The organism is Streptomyces sp. NPDC026377 (genome assembly GCF_055567715.1).
Genome location: NZ_JBVHPV010000004.1, coordinates 270,335 through 287,297 on the forward strand (window position 1 = coordinate 270,335; position 16,963 = coordinate 287,297).

Annotated in this window: 14 protein-coding genes; all 14 read right to left on the minus strand. The window is 71.5% G+C overall.

The features are described from left to right. Window positions 1–685: 685 nt before the first annotated feature. Complete coding sequence (locus tag ACZ4MU_RS11515; protein ID WP_467874150.1) at window positions 686–1,903, minus strand: DivIVA domain-containing protein; 1,218 nt, start codon at window positions 1,901–1,903, stop codon at window positions 686–688. 55 nt (window positions 1,904–1,958) lie between these two features. After that, window positions 1,959–2,249: a YggT family protein gene (locus tag ACZ4MU_RS11520; protein ID WP_358835612.1), complete on the minus strand. Its 291-nt coding sequence runs from the start codon at window positions 2,247–2,249 to the stop codon at window positions 1,959–1,961. Window positions 2,250–2,319: 70 nt separating this feature from the next. Next, window positions 2,320–2,937: a cell division protein SepF gene (locus ACZ4MU_RS11525; RefSeq protein WP_067158125.1), complete on the minus strand. Its 618-nt coding sequence runs from the start codon at window positions 2,935–2,937 to the stop codon at window positions 2,320–2,322. A 141-nt stretch (window positions 2,938–3,078) separates the two neighbouring features. Beyond that, window positions 3,079–3,837 (minus strand): YggS family pyridoxal phosphate-dependent enzyme, encoded by a 759-nt coding sequence (locus ACZ4MU_RS11530; protein WP_467874153.1) that lies wholly within the window; start codon window positions 3,835–3,837, stop codon window positions 3,079–3,081. Beyond that, window positions 3,834–4,592 carry a peptidoglycan editing factor PgeF gene (gene pgeF, locus ACZ4MU_RS11535; protein ID WP_467874154.1) on the minus strand — a complete coding sequence of 253 codons (759 nt, stop codon included), beginning with the start codon at window positions 4,590–4,592 and terminating at the stop codon, window positions 3,834–3,836. The genes ACZ4MU_RS11530 and pgeF overlap by 4 nt, the downstream gene beginning before the upstream one ends. Before the next feature lie 17 nt (window positions 4,593–4,609). Continuing rightward, window positions 4,610–5,809 carry a cell division protein FtsZ gene (ftsZ, locus tag ACZ4MU_RS11540; RefSeq protein ID WP_467874157.1) on the minus strand — a complete coding sequence of 400 codons (1,200 nt, stop codon included), beginning with the start codon at window positions 5,807–5,809 and terminating at the stop codon, window positions 4,610–4,612. 276 nt (window positions 5,810–6,085) lie between these two features. Beyond that, window positions 6,086–6,886 (minus strand): cell division protein FtsQ/DivIB, encoded by an 801-nt coding sequence (locus tag ACZ4MU_RS11545; protein ID WP_467874160.1) that lies wholly within the window; start codon window positions 6,884–6,886, stop codon window positions 6,086–6,088. Window positions 6,887–6,910: 24 nt separating this feature from the next. Beyond that, complete coding sequence (gene murG, locus ACZ4MU_RS11550) at window positions 6,911–7,996, minus strand: undecaprenyldiphospho-muramoylpentapeptide beta-N-acetylglucosaminyltransferase (RefSeq protein WP_358835608.1); 1,086 nt, start codon at window positions 7,994–7,996, stop codon at window positions 6,911–6,913. Window positions 7,997–8,002: 6 nt separating this feature from the next. Continuing rightward, window positions 8,003–9,352 carry a putative lipid II flippase FtsW gene (ftsW, locus tag ACZ4MU_RS11555; protein WP_467874164.1) on the minus strand — a complete coding sequence of 450 codons (1,350 nt, stop codon included), beginning with the start codon at window positions 9,350–9,352 and terminating at the stop codon, window positions 8,003–8,005. Between the two features lie 60 nt (window positions 9,353–9,412). Next, window positions 9,413–10,852, minus strand: coding sequence for a UDP-N-acetylmuramoyl-L-alanine--D-glutamate ligase (gene murD, locus ACZ4MU_RS11560; protein ID WP_467874167.1), 1,440 nt, complete (start codon window positions 10,850–10,852; stop codon window positions 9,413–9,415). Next, a complete protein-coding gene (mraY, locus tag ACZ4MU_RS11565; protein ID WP_283143831.1) occupies window positions 10,834–11,904 on the minus strand; it encodes a phospho-N-acetylmuramoyl-pentapeptide-transferase in 1,071 nt (356 codons plus the stop codon). Before mraY ends, murD begins: the two co-directional genes overlap by 19 nt. Continuing rightward, window positions 11,901–13,331, minus strand: coding sequence for a UDP-N-acetylmuramoyl-tripeptide--D-alanyl-D-alanine ligase (locus tag ACZ4MU_RS11570; protein ID WP_467874171.1), 1,431 nt, complete (start codon window positions 13,329–13,331; stop codon window positions 11,901–11,903). The genes mraY and ACZ4MU_RS11570 overlap by 4 nt, the downstream gene beginning before the upstream one ends. After that, the gene (locus tag ACZ4MU_RS11575) at window positions 13,328–15,013 is read right to left on the minus strand and encodes a UDP-N-acetylmuramoyl-L-alanyl-D-glutamate--2,6-diaminopimelate ligase (protein ID WP_467874174.1); all 1,686 of its coding nucleotides are present in this window, start codon (window positions 15,011–15,013) and stop codon (window positions 13,328–13,330) included. The genes ACZ4MU_RS11570 and ACZ4MU_RS11575 overlap by 4 nt, the downstream gene beginning before the upstream one ends. Window positions 15,014–15,027: 14 nt before the next feature. Then, window positions 15,028–16,959 (minus strand): peptidoglycan D,D-transpeptidase FtsI family protein, encoded by a 1,932-nt coding sequence (locus tag ACZ4MU_RS11580; protein WP_467874177.1) that lies wholly within the window; start codon window positions 16,957–16,959, stop codon window positions 15,028–15,030. Window positions 16,960–16,963: the final 4 nt, after the last annotated feature.

Below are 16,963 nucleotides of genomic sequence, written 5' to 3' on the forward strand. Positions count from 1 at the left end.
GCGCGCGCGCCGCACTTCCACCGGAGCTGGTAGCGGCCCGTCCTCCCTTGCCGGGGGGGCGGGCCGCTTTTGCTTTCCCCCACCCCGCCCCTTCCCGAAAGCCTCCGGCGGATGGGCTGTCGTGCGGGTGCGCCTGAGTGGGGGCTGGTCGCGCAGTTCCCCGCGCCCCTGAAAACAAGGGCCCGAGCCACGCTTCCCACGGACGGCCCCCAAGGGGCGCGGGGAACTGCGCGGCCAGCGCCCCCTCCCCACGCCCCGCAGCGAAGACGAAGGACGGAGCCGCGCTACCCGCTCACCGGGACCCCCAAAGGGCGCGAGGAACTGCACAACCCGCGACCCACGCCCCGCACTGAAGACGAAGGGCCGAACCCGCGCTACCCGCTCACGGGAAACCCCCAAGGGGCGCGGGGAACTGCGCGACCAGCCCCCCACGACCCGCAGCGGAAGGAGACCGGCGGGAGCCGGGGGGCAAAGCCCCACCGGGGTGCAGGGGCGCAGCCCCGCCCAGGCCCCGGGGCGGAACCCCGGAGAGCGGCCCCCTCCCGCCCCCGGTTGGGGAAGGGGCGGGGCGGGGTGAAGCACCCCGTAGAGCGAGGGCACGAAAAGGGCCGGGCCCCCGGAAAAATCCGGGGGCCCGGCCCTCAGCCTGCCGAAGGCTACGCGTGCGTCACACGCGACCCGCCCGTCAGTTGTCGTCCTCGTCGATGAGGAAGCCCCGCATCGGAGACGGAGCCTGCTGCATCGGCGACGGCCCCTGCGGCCGCACCGGCGCCATCGGCTGCGTCATCGCGGGCGACATCTGCTGCTGCCCGCCGTACGAGGACGCGCCACCCATGGACGGCTGGCCGCCCATCGTGTGGCCCATCGACCCCGCCCCGGCCGACGCCATCGACCCGCTCATCTGCGGAGCCGGCGGCAGCGACGCGGTCGCCGGGGTGCGCGGCGGAGCCAGCGAGTCGTCCGCCTGGGTCTCCAGCTGGCGCAGCTGCGACTCCAGGTAGGACTTCAGACGCGTACGGTACTCGCGCTCGAAGCCGCGCAGGTCCTCGACCTTGCGCTCCAGGGTCGCGCGGGCGGACTCCAGCGAGCCCATCGCGACGCGGTGCTTCTCCTGCGCGTCCCGCTCCAGCGCGTCCGCCTTGGCGCGGGCGTCCCGCTCCAGGCCCTCGGCACGCGACCGGGCCTCGCCGACGATCTTGTTGGCCTCGGAACGGGCCTCAGCGATCGCCTGGTCGGCGGTCTGCTGGGCCAGCGACAGGACACGCGCGGCACTGTCGCCGCCGGGGCCCTGGCCGGGCTGCGACATCTGCGGACCGTGGCCGCCCATGGGGCCGCCCATCTGCTGGCCCATGGGGCCCTGGCCGAGCTGGTTCTGACCCATCGGACCCTGGCCCATGGGACCCTGCCCCATCGGACCCTGGCCGAGCTGGTTCTGACCCATCTGGTTCTGACCCATCGGACCCTGGCCCATGGGGCCCTGGCCGAGCTGGTTCTGACCCATCTGGTTCTGACCCATGGGACCCTGGCCGTGCTGGCCCTGCGGGCCGTGTCCACCGGGGCCGGCGGGCAGCTGGGGAGCACCGCTCGGCAGCTGGGGCGGGCCGCCCATCTGCTGCTGCTGCTGAACCTGCGGAGGTCCGGATATGGCGGCGGGCACGGGCGCACCCGGACCGCGCTGGTCCTGCGGTTCCGGCTTGCGCATACCCTGCTGCTGCTGGTTCTGCGCGGCGGCACGCGTCGCGGCGGCCAGCTTGGCGCGCAGGTCCTCGTTCTCGCGAAGCAGGCGGGTCAGTTCGGCTTCGACCTCGTCCAGGAAGGCATCGACCTCGTCCTCGTCGTAGCCTTCTCGGAGCCGGACGGTCGTGAACTGCTTGTTCCGCACGTCCTCGGGGGTCAGCGGCATCTCTTCTTCACCTCTACGTAGTCGTCGGCAGTCGGCAGGACCGTGTCGCTCACATCTATCTCCCCACGCTGGTGACGATGGAGATCAGGATGTACACGATGATCATCAGAACGAAGAAGGACAGGTCGAGTGCCACGCCCCCGAGACGCAGCGGCGGAATGAACCGCCGCAGAAGCTTGAGCGGTGGATCGGTGACAGTGTAGGTGGCCTCAAGAACGACCACCATCGGCTTGCCAGGTTCCCATGAACGTGCGAACTGCAAGACGTAGTCCATGACGAGCCGGAAGATCAGCACGATGAGGAAGCACATCAGCGCGATGTAGACCACATCCAGTGCGACGCCCATCTCGCGCTTCCCTCTCCCCTTGCTCTCTGTGCCCCCGGCCCCGTGGCCGGATCGTTCCCGGTGTCGTGTCTCAGCTCTGGTTGAAGAAACCGCCCTCTGCGATACGGGCCTTGTCCTCCGCCGTGACATCGACGTTAGCAGGCGACAACAGGAACACCTTCTGCGTCACCCGTTCAATACTGCCGTGCAAACCAAACACAAGACCGGCGGCAAAGTCGACAAGTCGCTTCGCATCGGTGTCGTCCATCTCGGTGAGGTTCATGATCACCGGCGTGCCCTCGCGGAAGTGTTCCCCGATGGTACGGGCCTCGTTGTAGGTCCGCGGGTGCAGCGTGGTGATGCGGTAGGGCTCCCGCTCGGACACGACCTTGGGCATGATCACCGGTGCGTTCTTCTCCAGGCTCGGACGTTCAGGTGTGATGGATGCCACGGGGGCGATTCGCGCCGGACGCCCCGATTCCGCGGGCATCACGGCTGCGTGGGAGACAGGTTCACGGGGGGCCGGCGGCTGTACGGCTCGTACCGGTTCGTCCCGTTCGACCTGATGCGGGGGCTGGTGCCGCCGACGGTCCCGCTCGGGCTCCGGCTCGGGTTCGAACTCGTCATCGGGGTCGAACCCCGGGCCGTCGTACCCATCGTCCTCCACGAGACCGAGGTAGACCGCCATCTTGCGCATCGCGCCGGCCATGCTCCGATTCCTCCGCTCTGTGGTGGATCGCCCTTGTCGCCAAATGTCGCAGTGTCACCAAGTGCCCACGATCCACTAGGTCTGCCCACCGAAAGTGGGAATGACCATATTTTCTGCTGTGGTCCGACTTGCTTCGCGACGTTACCCGAGCCGGGGTCGGACTCCGAGTACCGCCGTACCGACGCGTACATGTGTCGCTCCGGCCGCTACAGCCTCTTCGAGATCCGCACTCATCCCTGCTGACACCATGTTCGCAGCAGGATGAGCGCGGCGCAGGTCAGTCGACAAATCCATCAGCCGCTCGAACGCGGCGCGTTCGCGGCCCGCGTACTCGCCCGCCAGCGGTGCCACGGTCATCAGACCGTCCAGCCGCAGACCGGGAGCGTCCGCCACAAGCCGGGCCAACTGCTCGATTCCGTCCGGGGCGACGCCGCCCCGGTCGCCCCGCGCCCCCGACTCCGCGTCGAGCGCGACCTGGATGAGGCACCCCACCTCCCGTTCCGCCTTCACGGCGGCGGCGGAGAGGGCGGTGACCAGCCGGTCCCGGTCGACGGACTGCACCAGATCCGCGTAGGCCACCACGGAACGGACCTTGTTCGTCTGGAGCTGGCCCACGAAGTGCCAGCGCAGATCGGTCAGATCCGCGCACTCGGCCGCCTTGGGCGCCGCGTCCTGGTCCCGGTTCTCGGCGACCTGACGCACCCCCAGCTCATGGAGGAGCCGGACGTCGCTCGCCGGGTAGGTCTTGGTGACCACGATGAGCGTCACGTCGTCCCGCTTGCGCCCGGCCGCCGCGCAGGCAGCGGAGATACGTTCCTCCACCCGCGCGAGGTTCGCGGCCAGCTCCGCCTTGCGACCCGCCGGGTCCGTCCGGCCCGTCGTGCCCGTCCGGTCCGTCATGCCCCGCTCCCCTCTCCCCCGGCGGCCGGCGCCGCGTCGAGCCAGACGTATCCGGCGAGCCGGCCGGTGGTGCGGTCGCGGCGGTACGAGAAGTGGTCCTTCGATTCGAGCGTGCACACCCCCGACGCCTGCCGGTCCGTCACCCCGAGCGCCGCGAGCTGCGCGTGCACCCCGGCGGTGACGTCGACGGCCGGGGTCCCCCAGCCGGTCTCGGCCCAGGCGGCGGGCTCGGCCGCGGCGACCTCGTCCCGCATCGCCGCCGGGACCTCGTAGCACCTGCCGCAGACGGCGGGCCCGGTCCGCGCGGTGATCCGGGACGGCTCGGCCCCGAGCGAGACCATCGCCCGGACCGCCGCGGGCACCACGCCCGCGACCATCCCGGGCCGTCCCGCGTGCGCCGCGGCCGCCACTCCGGCGACCGGGTCGGCGAGGAGAACGGGTGTGCAGTCGGCGGTCAGCACCGCGAGGGCGAGCCCGCGCCGGGCGGTCACGACCGCGTCCACGGCCGGAACGTGCCCGGCCCCGTCGCCGTCCGCGCCCCAGGGCCCGTCCACCACGGCCACGTCCCGCCCGTGCACCTGGTTCATCCAGACCACCCGGTCCGCGTCGATGCCCAGCGCCCGCGCGCTGAGTCCGCGGTTGGTCCGGACCACGTCGGGGTCGTCGCCGACCGCTCCGCCGAGGTTGAGCTCCTCGTACGGAGCGGCGCTCACTCCGCCCCACCGGTCGGTGAAGGCGAAGTGCGCGCCGCTCACGAGGGAGTGCTGCCCTATCACTTCAAGAAGTCCGGGACGTCCAGCTCTTCGGCCTGGCTGTCCTGGTACGGGCGGGCCGTGGGCACCTGCGGCGGGGCGGTCTCGCCGGCCGGGGCCGTCTCGACCGGGGCCGGGGCCGGAGCCGGGGTGTCCTCGCGCGGGCTCACGGTGCCGAGCCCGCCCAGCGGGCGGTCGGCCGCGCGGACCGGCGCGGGCTCCTCGCGCTTGGCCGTGGTGGAGCCGAGCACCGTGTCACGGCGGGCGGGCGGCTGGCCGCCGTCGAATCCGGCCGCGATGACCGTGACCCGGACCTCGTCGCCGAGCGCGTCATCGATGACCGCGCCGAAGATGATGTTGGCCTCGGGGTGGGCGGCCTCGCTGACCAGCTGCGCGGCCTCGTTGATCTCGAAGAGACCGAGGTCGGAGCCGCCGGAGATGGAGAGCAGCACACCGCGGGCGCCGTCGATGGACGCCTCCAGGAGCGGCGAGGAGATCGCCATCTCGGCGGCGGCCACCGCGCGGTCGTCGCCGCGCGCCGAGCCGATGCCCATGAGCGCCGAACCGGCCTCCGACATGACCGACTTGACGTCGGCGAAGTCGAGGTTGATCAGACCCGGGGTGGTGATCAGGTCGGTGATGCCCTGGACGCCGGAGAGCAGCACCTGGTCGGCCGACTTGAACGCGTCGAGCACGCTGACCTGGCGGTCCGAGATGGACAGCAGCCGGTCGTTGGGGATGACGATGAGGGTGTCGACCTCTTCGCGGAGCTCGGCGATGCCGTCCTCTGCCTGGTTGGCGCGGCGGCGCCCCTCGAAGGTGAACGGCCGGGTGACCACACCGATGGTGAGGGCGCCGAGCGAGCGCGCGATGTTGGCGACGACGGGCGCGCCGCCGGTGCCGGTGCCGCCGCCCTCGCCCGCGGTGACGAAGACCATGTCGGCCCCCTTGAGGACCTCCTCGATCTCCTCGCGGTGGTCCTCTGCCGCCTTGCGCCCGACTGCCGGGTTGGCTCCGGCCCCGAGGCCGCGGGTCAGTTCACGGCCGACGTCGAGCTTGACGTCGGCGTCGCTCATCAACAGAGCTTGTGCGTCGGTGTTGATCGCGATGAACTCGACGCCCTTGAGACCGACCTCGATCATTCGGTTGATGGCATTGACACCACCGCCGCCGACACCGATGACCTTGATGACTGCGAGGTAGTTCTGCGGTGCTGCCACGTCGAAGGCCTCTCGCCTCGAGTTACGGGTCGTCACGTGCGGGTGTCGCACGACGACGACGAATGCCGATGTGGGACGGTCCGAACGCCGACCCGAACCCTAACGTTGAAGTTTAGGGTTACCAATGTGTCTGTTCACTGGACTCTTCCGAACAGGACACTAAGTCGACAAGTGGCGCACGTTCAACGAACACGCCGAACCTCCCGTTTTTCTTTTCACCCTATGTGATCACCCGTAGCGATGACCAACCAGGGTGCTGGCCAGCGCATATGTGCGTCAACTCCCCGATACCGCCGGGGCGGTGGGGGCACTCACATCGAAGTACCGCGCCCGGGGCGCGGCTTTCATGAGGGCGACCAGCGTACGGGCCTTGAGCTCCCCCTCCTCCTCACTGCCCCACATGACGGTACGCCCGCGCCCCAGCTCCAGGGAGACCGCGTCGTAGGAGGTGACCCGTACGAGGCGGGTGTCCTTGGCGACGGCGGACGGGAGTTCGCCCGCCACCCGCACCGCCGCGCGCACCAGCACGTCGGCCGGAAAGCGGCGCAGCGAGGACGAGTTGTCCGGGTTCAGGTCGAGCAGCGGTACGTGTGCGGGCGCCTTGGCGACCGTGGCGAACCGCACACCCCTGGCGTCCACTTCGGTGAAGTTCGCGCCTTTTTTCATCAGCAGAACGGGCTTGCGCTCGGTGACGTCGAGGGTGATGCCGTGCGGCCAGGAGCGGCCGACGTCCACCGAGTCCAGCCGCGGCAGTTCGCGCAGCAGCCGGGCCTCGATCGCGTCCGTGTCGACCGAGACCAGCGGCGATCCGACCGGAACGGCCGCCGCCGCTTCGACCTCGGCCGGGGTGAGCACCTCGGTGCCGGTGATTTCCACCTGTTCGACCCGCAGCCAAGTGGACCCGTACAGCAACCACATCAGCGCCGCGCCGACGACGAGCGCGGTGGCCAGAATCAGCACCAGCCGCCGCCGGGCGGGCAGCCGCGGCCGCAGCCGTCGCAGGGGCCGGCGGGGACCGGACGGGCCGGACTTCTCCGCCTGCCCCGCCCCGCGTCGAGCGGTCGCCTGTCCGGCCACGGTCCCCTGCCTTCTGCCGCTCCGTCAGCGCGCGGCGATCGCCTCGTACACCATGCCGACGAGCAGGTCGTCGGCGTCCCGGCGGCCGAACTCGGAGGCGGCGCGGGACATCTCGTACAGCCGGTGCGGGTCGGCGAGCACGGGCAGGACCTGGTCCTGCACCCACGCGGGGGTGAGTTCGGCGTCGTCGACCAGCAGACCGCCGCCCGCCTTCACCACCGGCTGGGCGTTGAGCCGCTGTTCGCCGTTGCCGATCGGCAGCGGGACGTAGGCGGCGGGCAGCCCGACGGCGGAGAGCTCGGCGACGGTCATCGCGCCCGCGCGGCAGAGCATCATGTCGGCCGCGGCGTACGCGAGGTCCATCCGGTCCACGTACGGTACCGGGATGTACGGCGGCATTCCGGGCATGTTGTCCACGCGCGGCAGTTCGTTCTTCGGCCCGACCGCGTGCAGGATCTGGATGCCGGAGCGCTGGAGCACCGGAGCGACCTGCTGGATCACCTCGTTGAGGCGGCGGGCGCCCTGTGAGCCGCCGGAGACGAGCAGCGTCGGCAGATTGGGGTCCAGGCCGAACGCGGCGCGCGCCTCGGGGCGGACCCGGGCGCGGTCGAGGGTGGCGATGGAGTGCCGCAGCGGGATGCCGATGTAGCGGGCGCCGCGCAGCTTGCTGTCGGGCGTGGCGACGGCGACCCCGGCCGCGTACCGCGAGCCGATCTTGTTGGCCAGACCGGGGCGGGCGTTGGCCTCGTGGACGACGATCGGCACCCCGAGGCGCTTGGCCGCGAGGTAGCCGGGCAGCGCCACATAACCGCCGAAGCCGACGACGCAGTCGGCCTTGGTGCGCTCCAGGATCTGCTCGGCTGCCTTGATCGTGCCGCGCAGCCGCCCCGGGACCGTGATCAGTTCGGGGGTGGGCCTGCGGGGCAGCGGGACGGCCGGGATGAGCGCGAGCTCATAGCCCCGTTCGGGGACCAGCCGCGTCTCCAGGCCCTTCTCCGTGCCGAGGGCCGTGATCCCCACGGTCGGGTCCTGCCTGCGCAGGGCGTCCGCGAGGGCGAGCGCGGGCTCGATGTGGCCGGCGGTCCCCCCACCGGCGAGTACGACATGCACCGAAATTCACCGCTCTCCGGACGGACGCTTCTTGACGCGCCGTCTCATCGACTTCCAACTCACCCGAGGCTGCCGCATGGCCAGCGCCGCCCGCGCCGCGGGGTCGTCCCGCGCGAACGCGATCAGCAGCCCCACGGCGAACATGGTCGGCAGCAGGGCGGACCCCCCGTAGGAGAACAGCGGGAGCGGGACCCCGGCGATCGGCAGCAGGCCGAGCACCGCACCGATGTTGATCACGGCCTGGGCCACGATCCAGGTGGTCACACCTCCCGCGGCGTACCTCACGAAGGGGTCCTCCGTGCGTCCGGCCACGCGGATACCCGCATAGCCTAGAGCCGCGAACAGGGCGAGCACCGACAGTGTGCCCGCCAGGCCCAGTTCCTCACCGGTGATGGCGAAGATGAAGTCGGTGTGGGGTTCGGGGAGTTGGCCCCATTTTTCCACACTCGCGCCCAGTCCGGAACCGAACCATCCGCCCGAGGCGAGCGCGTAGATCCCGTGCACGGCCTGCCAGCACTGGTCCTGCGGGCCGGGGTCGGTGGCCCCGATGCAGGCGAGCCGGCCCATCCGGTTGGGGCTGGTCTTGATGAGGAGCACGGCGATGGTCGTGGCCACCGCGAGGACGCCGCCGAAGAGCCGGGTGGGCGCCCCGGCGAGCCAGAGCAGCCCGAAGAGGATCGCGCAGAGGATGATCGCGGTGCCCATGTCGCCGCCGAGCATGATCAGGCCGAGCAGCAGGAACGCCACCGGGACCAGCGGCACCAGCATGTGCTTCCACTGGGTGAGCAACCGTTTGTCCTGCTTGCGGGCGAGCAGGTCCGCGCCCCACAGGATCAGCGCCAGCTTGCCGAACTCGCTGGGCTGGAGCTGGAAGGGGCCGCCGAGGTAGATCCAGTTCTGGTTGCCGTTGACCGACATCCCTATCCCGGGGATCTGCACCAGGACCATCAGGAAGACGGTCACCACCAGCATCGGGTACGACAGGGCCCGGTGGAGCTTGGCGGGCATCCGGGAGGCCGAGAACATCAGCGCCCCGCCGATCAGGGCGGCGAGGAACTGCTTGCGGAAGAAGTACGAGGCCGGCAGCGACAGCTCCAGGGCCTTGATCATCGAGGCCGAGTAGACCATCACCAGACCGAGCACGGTGATCAGCAGCGAGCTGCCGAGGATCAGGTAGTACGCGGTGAGCGGGCGGTCCCAGCCCCGCCGGGCCCGCTCCACCAGCCGCCGCGGACCGCCGCCGCGGGGCCGTGGCGGGGCACCGCGCCCGCCGCCGCGCCCGACCGCGGGGCGGCGCGGGGAGGCCGCGGCACGGCTGCGCAGGACGAGCCCGGGCGGGGTCGCTTCGGCCGGCATGTGTGCTGTCCCCTCCAGTCGTGCCCGGCGCCGCCGGCCCGCGGGACGGGTCCCGGCCGGCTAGGCGCGCTCGGCGGCGAGTTCGCGGACCGCTTCCGCGAAGGCCTCGCCGCGCTTGTTGTAGTTGGTGAACATGTCCATCGAGGCGCAGGCCGGGGCCAGCAGGACCGTGTCCCCGGGCTTGGCCAGCCCGGCCGCCTCGCGGACCGCCGCGGACATCGCCCCAGTGTCGGTCCGGTCGAGGTCGACCACCGGTACCTGGGGGGCGTGTCGCGCCAGCGCTTCGGCGATGAGGTGGCGCTCGGCGCCGATCAGGACGACCCCGCGCAGCCGCTCGGCCGACCGGCGTACCAGCTCGTCGAAGGACGCGCCCTTGGCCAGGCCCCCGGCGATCCAGACGATCGGGTCGTAGGAGGCCAGGGAGGCCTCGGCGGCATGGGTGTTGGTGGCCTTGGAGTCGTCCACGTAGGCGACCGAGTCCACGTCCGCCACGTGCGCGATCCGGTGGGCGTCGGGCGTGAAGGCCCGCAGTCCGTCCCGTACGGCCTTGGGCTCGACGCCGAAGGCACGGGCCAGGGCCGCCGCCGCGAGGGCGTTGGCGATGTTGTGGGGGGCCGCGGGAGTGACGTCCGCGACCTCGGCCAGCTCCTGGGCGTTCTTCTGCCGGTTGGCGACGAAGGCGCGGTCGACGAGGATGCCGTCCACGACGCCGAGCTGGGAGGGGCCGGGGGTGCCGAGGGTGAAGCCGATCGCCCGGCAGCCCTCCTCGACGTCCGCCTCGCGCACCAGGTCCTCGGTGGCGGGGTCCGCGGCGTTGTAGACGCAGGCGACCGTGTTGCCCTCGTAGATCCGGCCCTTGTCGGCGGCGTACGCCTCCATGGAGCCGTGCCAGTCGAGGTGGTCGGGCGCCAGGTTGAGCACGGCCGCCGAGTGGGCGCGCAGCGAGGGGGCCCAGTGCAGCTGGTAGCTGGAGAGCTCCACGGCGAGCACGTCGTAGGTCTCCTCGCCGAGCACCACGTCGACGATCGGCGTACCGATGTTGCCGACGGCGGCGGTGCGCAGGCCCGCCGCGCGCAGGATCGAGGCCAGCATCTGCGTGGTGGTGGTCTTGCCGTTGGTGCCGGTGACCGCCAGCCAGGGCGCGGCCTTCCTGCCGTCCAGCTCCCGCAGCCGCCAGGCGATCTCCACGTCCCCGACCACGTCCACGCCCGCCTCGGCGGCGGCCGCGAACAGCGGGGAGTCGGGCTTCCAGCCGGGCGAGGTGACGACGAGTCCGGTCCCCCCGGGGAGGGTGTCCGCGTCTCCCAGCCGTACGGAGACGCCGTGCTGCGCCAGTTCGGCCGCGCGCTCGTGGTGGGCGGCGGAGTCACCGCCGTCCACGACCGTCACCACGGCTCCGAGACCGGCCAGGGCGCGGGCGGCGCTGACGCCGCTCACCCCGAGGCCGGCGACGGTGATCCGCATGCCCTGCCAGCTCTGGCTCACTTGTCGGCTGCCCATCCCGCGTAGAAGAGACCCAGACCCACGATGACGCACATGCCCTGGATGATCCAGAACCGCACCACCACAAGGACTTCGGACCACCCCTTGAGTTCGAAGTGGTGCTGGAGCGGGGCCATCCGGAAGACGCGCTTGCCGGTCATCTTGAACGAGCCGACCTGGATGACCACCGACATGGTGATCATCACGAAGAGGCCGCCGAGCAGCGCGATCAGGAACTCGGTGCGCGAGCAGATCGCGAGACCGGCGAGCGCGCCGCCGAGCGCGAGCGAACCGGTGTCACCCATGAAGATCTTGGCGGGCGAGGTGTTCCACCACAGGAAGCCGAAGCAGGAGCCCATCAGGGCCGAGGCGACGACCGCGAGGTCCAGGGGGTCGCGCACCTCGAAACAGGCGTTGGGGTTGGTCAGGGTCTGCGCGTTGGCGCAGGACTCCTGGAACTGCCACAGCCCGATGAAGGTGTAGGCGCCGAAGACCATCACCGACGCGCCGGTGGCCAGGCCGTCCAGACCGTCCGTCAGGTTCACGCCGTTGGACATGGCGAGAATCATGAACAGCGCCCAGATCACGAACAGCACGGGCCCGATGGACCAGCCGAAGTCCGTGATGAAGGAGAGCTTGGTGGAGGCCGGGGTCTGGTGCCGCTTGTCCTCGAACTGGAGGGACAGCACCGCGAAGGCGATGCCGACGATCAGCTGACCGGCCATCTTCGCCTTGGCGCGCAGACCGAGCGAACGCTGCTTGACGATCTTGATGTAGTCGTCGAGGAAGCCGACCAGGCCCATGCCCGCGGTCAGGAAGAGCACCAGCAGACCCGAGAAGGTCGGGTCCTCGCTGGTGATCACCTTCGTCGCGGCGTACGCGATGAGCGTCGCCAGGATGAAGGCGATGCCGCCCATGGTGGGCGTGCCCTTCTTGCCGGCGTGCCCGCGCGGGCCGTCGTCGCGGATGAACTGGCCGTAGCCCTTGCGGGCGAGCAGCTTGATGAGCAACGGGGTGCCGACCAGGGTCAGGAAGAGACCGATGGCTCCCGCGAAGAGGATCTGCCTCATCGGGCGGCGACCTCGCCCTCGACGCCACCGTCGAGCAGCGCGAGTGCCACCCGTTCCAGGCCGACCGACCGCGATGCCTTCACCAGCACGACGTCTCCCGGGCGCAGTTCACTGCGCAGCAGGTCGACGGCCGCCTGTGCGTCGGACACGTGCACCGACTCCTCACCCCACGAACCCTCGTTATATGCGCCCAGTTGCAGCCAGGACGCTTCCCGGTCCCCGACTGCCACGAGCTTGCTGACGTTGAGCCGGACGGCGAGCCGTCCGACCGCGTCGTGCTCGGCGAGCGATTCGTCGCCGAGCTCGGCCATCGGACCGAGCACCGCCCACGTACGTCCTCCCCTGGCCCGGGCGGCCTCGCCCATGGCTGCGAGCGCGCGCAGGGCGGCTCGCATGGACTCGGGGTTCGCGTTGTAGGCGTCGTTGACGACTGTCACACCGTCCGGACGCTCGGTGACCTCCATACGCCAGCGGGAGAGGGTGCCCGCCTCGGAGAGCGCGCGGGCGATCTCGTCTGCGGACATGCCCAGCTCATGGGCGACGGCGGCCGCGGCGAGCGCGTTCGACACGTGGTGCTCACCGTACAGGCGCAAGGTCACGTCGCTGCACCCGGAGGGTGTGTGAAGCCTGAAGGAAGGCTGTCCGGCTCCTGTGAGCCGGACATTCTCGGCGCGTACGTCCGCGTCGCCGGCCTCGCCGAACAGCACGACGCGCGCCTTGGTGCGCGACGCCATGGCCCGCACCAGCGGGTCGTCGGCGTTCAGCACGGCAAGGCCGCCCTCCTCCGCCGTCGGCAGCCCCTCCACCAGCTCGCCCTTGGCCTGGGCGATCTGCTCCCGGCCGCCGAACTCGCCGATGTGCGCCGAGCCGACGTTGAGGACGAGTCCGATCCGCGGCGGGGTCAGCCCGGTCAGATAGCGGATGTGGCCGATCCCGCGCGCGCCCATCTCCAGGACCAGGTGACGGGTCTCGGAGGTCGCGGTGAGCGCGGTCAGCGGCAGGCCGATCTCGTTGTTGAGCGAGCCCGGCGTGTAGACCGTGGGCGCGTGCCGCTGGAGCACCTGCGCGATCAGGTCCTTGGTGGAGGTCTTGCCGGAGGAGCCGGTGAGCGCCACCACGTCGGTGCCCAAGCGGCCCACGACCTCGCGGGCCAGCGCGCCGAGCGCGCCCTGGACGTCGTCGACGACGATCGCGGGCACGCCGACGGGCCGGGTGGCCAGCACGGCCACCGCGCCCGCCTCGTACGCCCCGCGCGCGTAGTCGTGGCCGTCGACGCGCTCGCCCGCGAAGGCGGCGAAGAGGGAACCGGGCGCCACGGCGCGGGAGTCGATGACCACGGATCCGGTGACCTGGACGGACGGATCCGGTATGTCGTGCGACTGCCCGCCGACGATTTCGGCGATCTCGGCGAGGGAGAGGGCGATCACTGCTTCATCCCTGACTGTGCTTGGCGGTGTTCGATCGCGGCCCGCAGGACCACACGGTCGTCGAAGGGGCGGATCACCCCGTGGGTGTCCTGGCCCTGCTCATGGCCCTTGCCCGCGACCAGGACGGTGTCGCCCGGTTCGGCGCGGGCCACGGCCGCGGCGATGGCGGCGGCCCGGTCGGCGTCGACCAGGACGTCACCGCGCTCGTGCGCGGGCACCTCGGCGGCACCCGCGAGCATCGCGGCGAGGATTCCGAGCGGATCCTCGGAACGGGGGTTGTCCGAGGTCAGTACGGCGGTGTCGGCGAGCCGGGCGGCGGCCGCGCCCATCGGCCCGCGCTTGGTGCGGTCGCGGTCCCCGCCGCAGCCGAGCACCAGGTGCACCTTGCCGCGGGTGACCTTGCGCAGCGAGCGCAGAACCGATTCGACGGCGTCCGTCTTGTGCGCGTAGTCCACCACCGCGAGGAACGGCTGGCCCGCGTCCACCCGCTCCAGGCGGCCGGGCACGCCGGGCACGGCGGCCACGCCGTCGGCGGCGGTCTGCGGGTCGACGCCGGCGACGGCCAGCGTGACGATCGCGGCGAGGGTGTTGGCCACGTTGAAGGGGCCGGGCAGCGGGGCGGTGGCGGAGATCCGCTCGTCCTTGGGCCCGACGACCGTGAAGGTGGAGCTGTCCTGGGTGACGTCCACGTCCTCGGCGCGCCAGTCGGCGTCCGGGTGGCCCTCGGCCGAGAAGGTGGTGACCGGGATCTCCGACTCGGTCACCAGCCTGCGGCCGTACTCGTCGTCGAAGTTCACCACCCCGACCCGGGCGCGCCGCCGCGTGAACAGCTGCGCCTTCGCCCGGAAGTAGTCCTCCATGTCGGAGTGGAACTCCATGTGCTCCGGGCTGAGGTTGTTGAAGACGGCGACGTCGAAGACGCAGCCGTCGACCCGGCCGAGCACCAGGGCGTGGCTGGAGACCTCCATGGCGACCGACTCCACCCCGCGCTCGCGCATCACCGCGAACAGGGCCTGGAGGTCGGTGGCTTCGGGGGTGGTGCGCTCGGACTTGAGGCGCTCGTCGCCGATGCGCGTCTCGACCGTGCCGATCAGGCCGGTGCGGTGCCCGGCCCCGCGCAGCCCGCCCTCGACGAGGTACGCGGTGGTGGTCTTCCCCGAGGTGCCGGTGATGCCCAGCTGGAGCAGGTCGCGGCCGGGGTGACCGTAGATCTCGGCGGCCAGTTCGCCCATGGCGCCGCGCGGGTCCTCGGTGACCAGGACCGGCAGGCCGGTCGCGGCGGCGCGTTCGGCGCCCGCCGGGTCGGTGAGGACGGCGGCGGCGCCCAGGCCCGCGGCCTGGGCCGCGAAGTCGGCGCCGTGGAAGCGGGCGCCGGGCAGGGCCGCGTAGAGGTCGCCGGGGCGCACCGCGCGGGAGTCATGGGTGATGCCCGTGACCTCTCCCGGCCCGGGGTTCTCGGCTCCCAGCCGCTCGGCCAGCCCGCTCAGGGGCGTCGGGCTGCCCCGGTCCGGACGGGGCGCTCCCGGCTGGTGCGCGGGTGCGTCCTGCGGGGCGGTTCGGTACTGATCAGCGTGTGGCACGGCGGTGAGCGTACCGGGCGCACCCGCCGGGTCGCCAAAAGAGGGGGGCGGGGCGTGGTGGTCGCGGTTCTGGTTCCCGGGGCCGGGGGTGATGGTTGTCACTGATGGTTCCGGATTCAGTCGGTGCCGCCGAAGGAGACGGGCAGTTTGGGCGGCTGGGCGCCGGTCGGCGGGATCTGCAGCGTCTTGAGCGCGAACTCCATCACCTGCTTGTAGATCGGTCCGCAGATCTGACCGCCGAAGTAGCTGCCCCTGGTGGGGTTCTGGATGGCGCAGTAGACGGTGATCGCGGGCTTGTCGGCGGGGGCGAACCCGGCGAAGGACGCCGTGTAGCCGTGGTAGCGGCCGGTCCTGGGGTCGACCCGGTTGGCGGTGCCGGTCTTGCCCGCGACCCGGTAGCCGGGGATGCGGGCCTTGGTTCCGGTTCCCTCCTCGTCGCCGACGACCGATTCCAGCATCTGCGCCACGGTCCTGGCGGTCTTCTCGCTGACCACCCTGGACTGCCGGGGCGCCGGGGCCGGGGTGAAGCGGCCGTCGGGGCCCCTGGTGCCGCGCACCAGCGTCGGCTCCACGCGCACCCCGCCGTTGGCGATCGTCGAGTACACCGAGGTGGCCTGCATGGCGCTGAGCGAGAGGCCCTGGCCGAAGCGGATCGTGTACTGCTGGGAGGTGGACCACTTCTGCGGCGGCGCGAGGATGCCGGGGGTCTCGCCCGGGTAGCCGAGGCCGGTGGGCGAGCCGAGGCCGAACTTGCGCAGGTACGAGTAGAGGACCCGGTCGGCCTCGGCGTCGGTCTTGCCGAGCTGCTCGACCGCGAGGATCGTGCCGATGTTGCTGGACTTGGCGAGGACGCCGTTGAGCGTCAGGTTCCAGGTCGGGTGGTCGATGTCGTCCTTGAAGAGCCGGTCGCCGCGGTGCAGCCGGTTGGGGACGGTGACGTGGGTCAGCGGGGTCGCCGCGTTCTCCTCCAGGACCGCGGCCATGGACATGACCTTGGCGGTGGAGCCGGGCTCGTACACGTCCTGGACGGCCGCGTTGCCCAGCGCCGCCCTGCCGGCGTGGGTGATGTCGTTGGGGTCGAAGCCCGGAGCGTTGGCCATGGCGAGGACCTCGCCGGTGTCGGTGCGCTGGACCACCACATAGCCCCGGTCGGCCTGGGACTTGCGGACCTGGTCGGTGATGGCCTTCTGGGCCATCCACTGGATGTCCCGGTCCAGGGTCAGTTCGACTCCGGAGCCGGGGACGGCCGGGGTCTCGCGGGTGCCCGCGGTGGGCACCCGGCGCCCGCCGGACTGGGCGTAGGTGATCTTGCCGTCCTCACCGGCCAGGACCTTGTCGAGCTGGGACTCCAGGCCCCCGCCGCCGCGGCCCTCGGCGTTGACGTACCCCAGTATCCCGGCGGCGAGGTCGCCGTTGGGGTAGACCCGCTTGCTGCTCGACTCGTTGAAGACACCGCCGAGCACATTGGCGCCGGTGCCGCCCTTGGCGAGGTCGGCGCGGGCCTTCTCGGCGAAGACCTTCTTCAGGTCCTTGATCTGGTTCCACACCTGCGGGGTCTGGCGGCGGGCGAGGACCACATAGCGGCTGCGGGGTGTCCGCAGTTTCTTGGCGATCTCCTCCTGGTCCTTGCCGATCAGCGGGGAGAGCAGGGCCGCGGCCTGCTGGGGGGCGTCGGGGGCCTTGCTGGTCGCCGGGGTGAACATCGAGGGGTCGGCGGTGATGTCGTACGCGTCGACGCTGGTGGCCAGGGCGATGCCGTCGCGGTCGGTGATCTCACCGCGCTCGGCGGGCAGCGCGTAGCTGGCGTACCGGTTCTTCTCCGCCTTGGCGGAGTACGCGCTGGCGTCGACCGCCTGCACCTGGAGCAGCCGCACCACGAACGCGATCATGACCAGGGTGAGCCCCAGGCTGACCAGGCGCAGCCGGGGGCGGGGGCTGCCGAGCCTTATCCGGGCGGGGGGCTTGGGGCGGCGCTGCGCCGGGCGGGCCTGGGGGCGCGGCCGCGCGGGTCCTGGCACCCGGCGGCGCGGCGGTTCCTGGGGGCTCACTGCG

Excerpts from the sequence above, each read along its gene's own strand:
- ACZ4MU_RS11515 (WP_467874150.1), bottom strand. The coding sequence starts at position 1,903 with ATGCCGCTGACCCCCGAGGACGTGCGGAACAAGCAGTTCACGACCGTC.
- ACZ4MU_RS11520 (WP_358835612.1), bottom strand. The coding sequence starts at position 2,249 with ATGGGCGTCGCACTGGATGTGGTCTACATCGCGCTGATGTGCTTCCTC.
- ACZ4MU_RS11525 (WP_067158125.1), bottom strand. The coding sequence starts at position 2,937 with ATGGCCGGCGCGATGCGCAAGATGGCGGTCTACCTCGGTCTCGTGGAG.
- ACZ4MU_RS11530 (WP_467874153.1), bottom strand. The coding sequence starts at position 3,837 with ATGACGGACCGGACGGGCACGACGGGCCGGACGGACCCGGCGGGTCGC.
- ftsW (WP_467874164.1), bottom strand. The coding sequence starts at position 9,352 with ATGCCGGCCGAAGCGACCCCGCCCGGGCTCGTCCTGCGCAGCCGTGCC.
- murD (WP_467874167.1), bottom strand. The coding sequence starts at position 10,852 with ATGGGCAGCCGACAAGTGAGCCAGAGCTGGCAGGGCATGCGGATCACC.
- mraY (WP_283143831.1), bottom strand. The coding sequence starts at position 11,904 with ATGAGGCAGATCCTCTTCGCGGGAGCCATCGGTCTCTTCCTGACCCTG.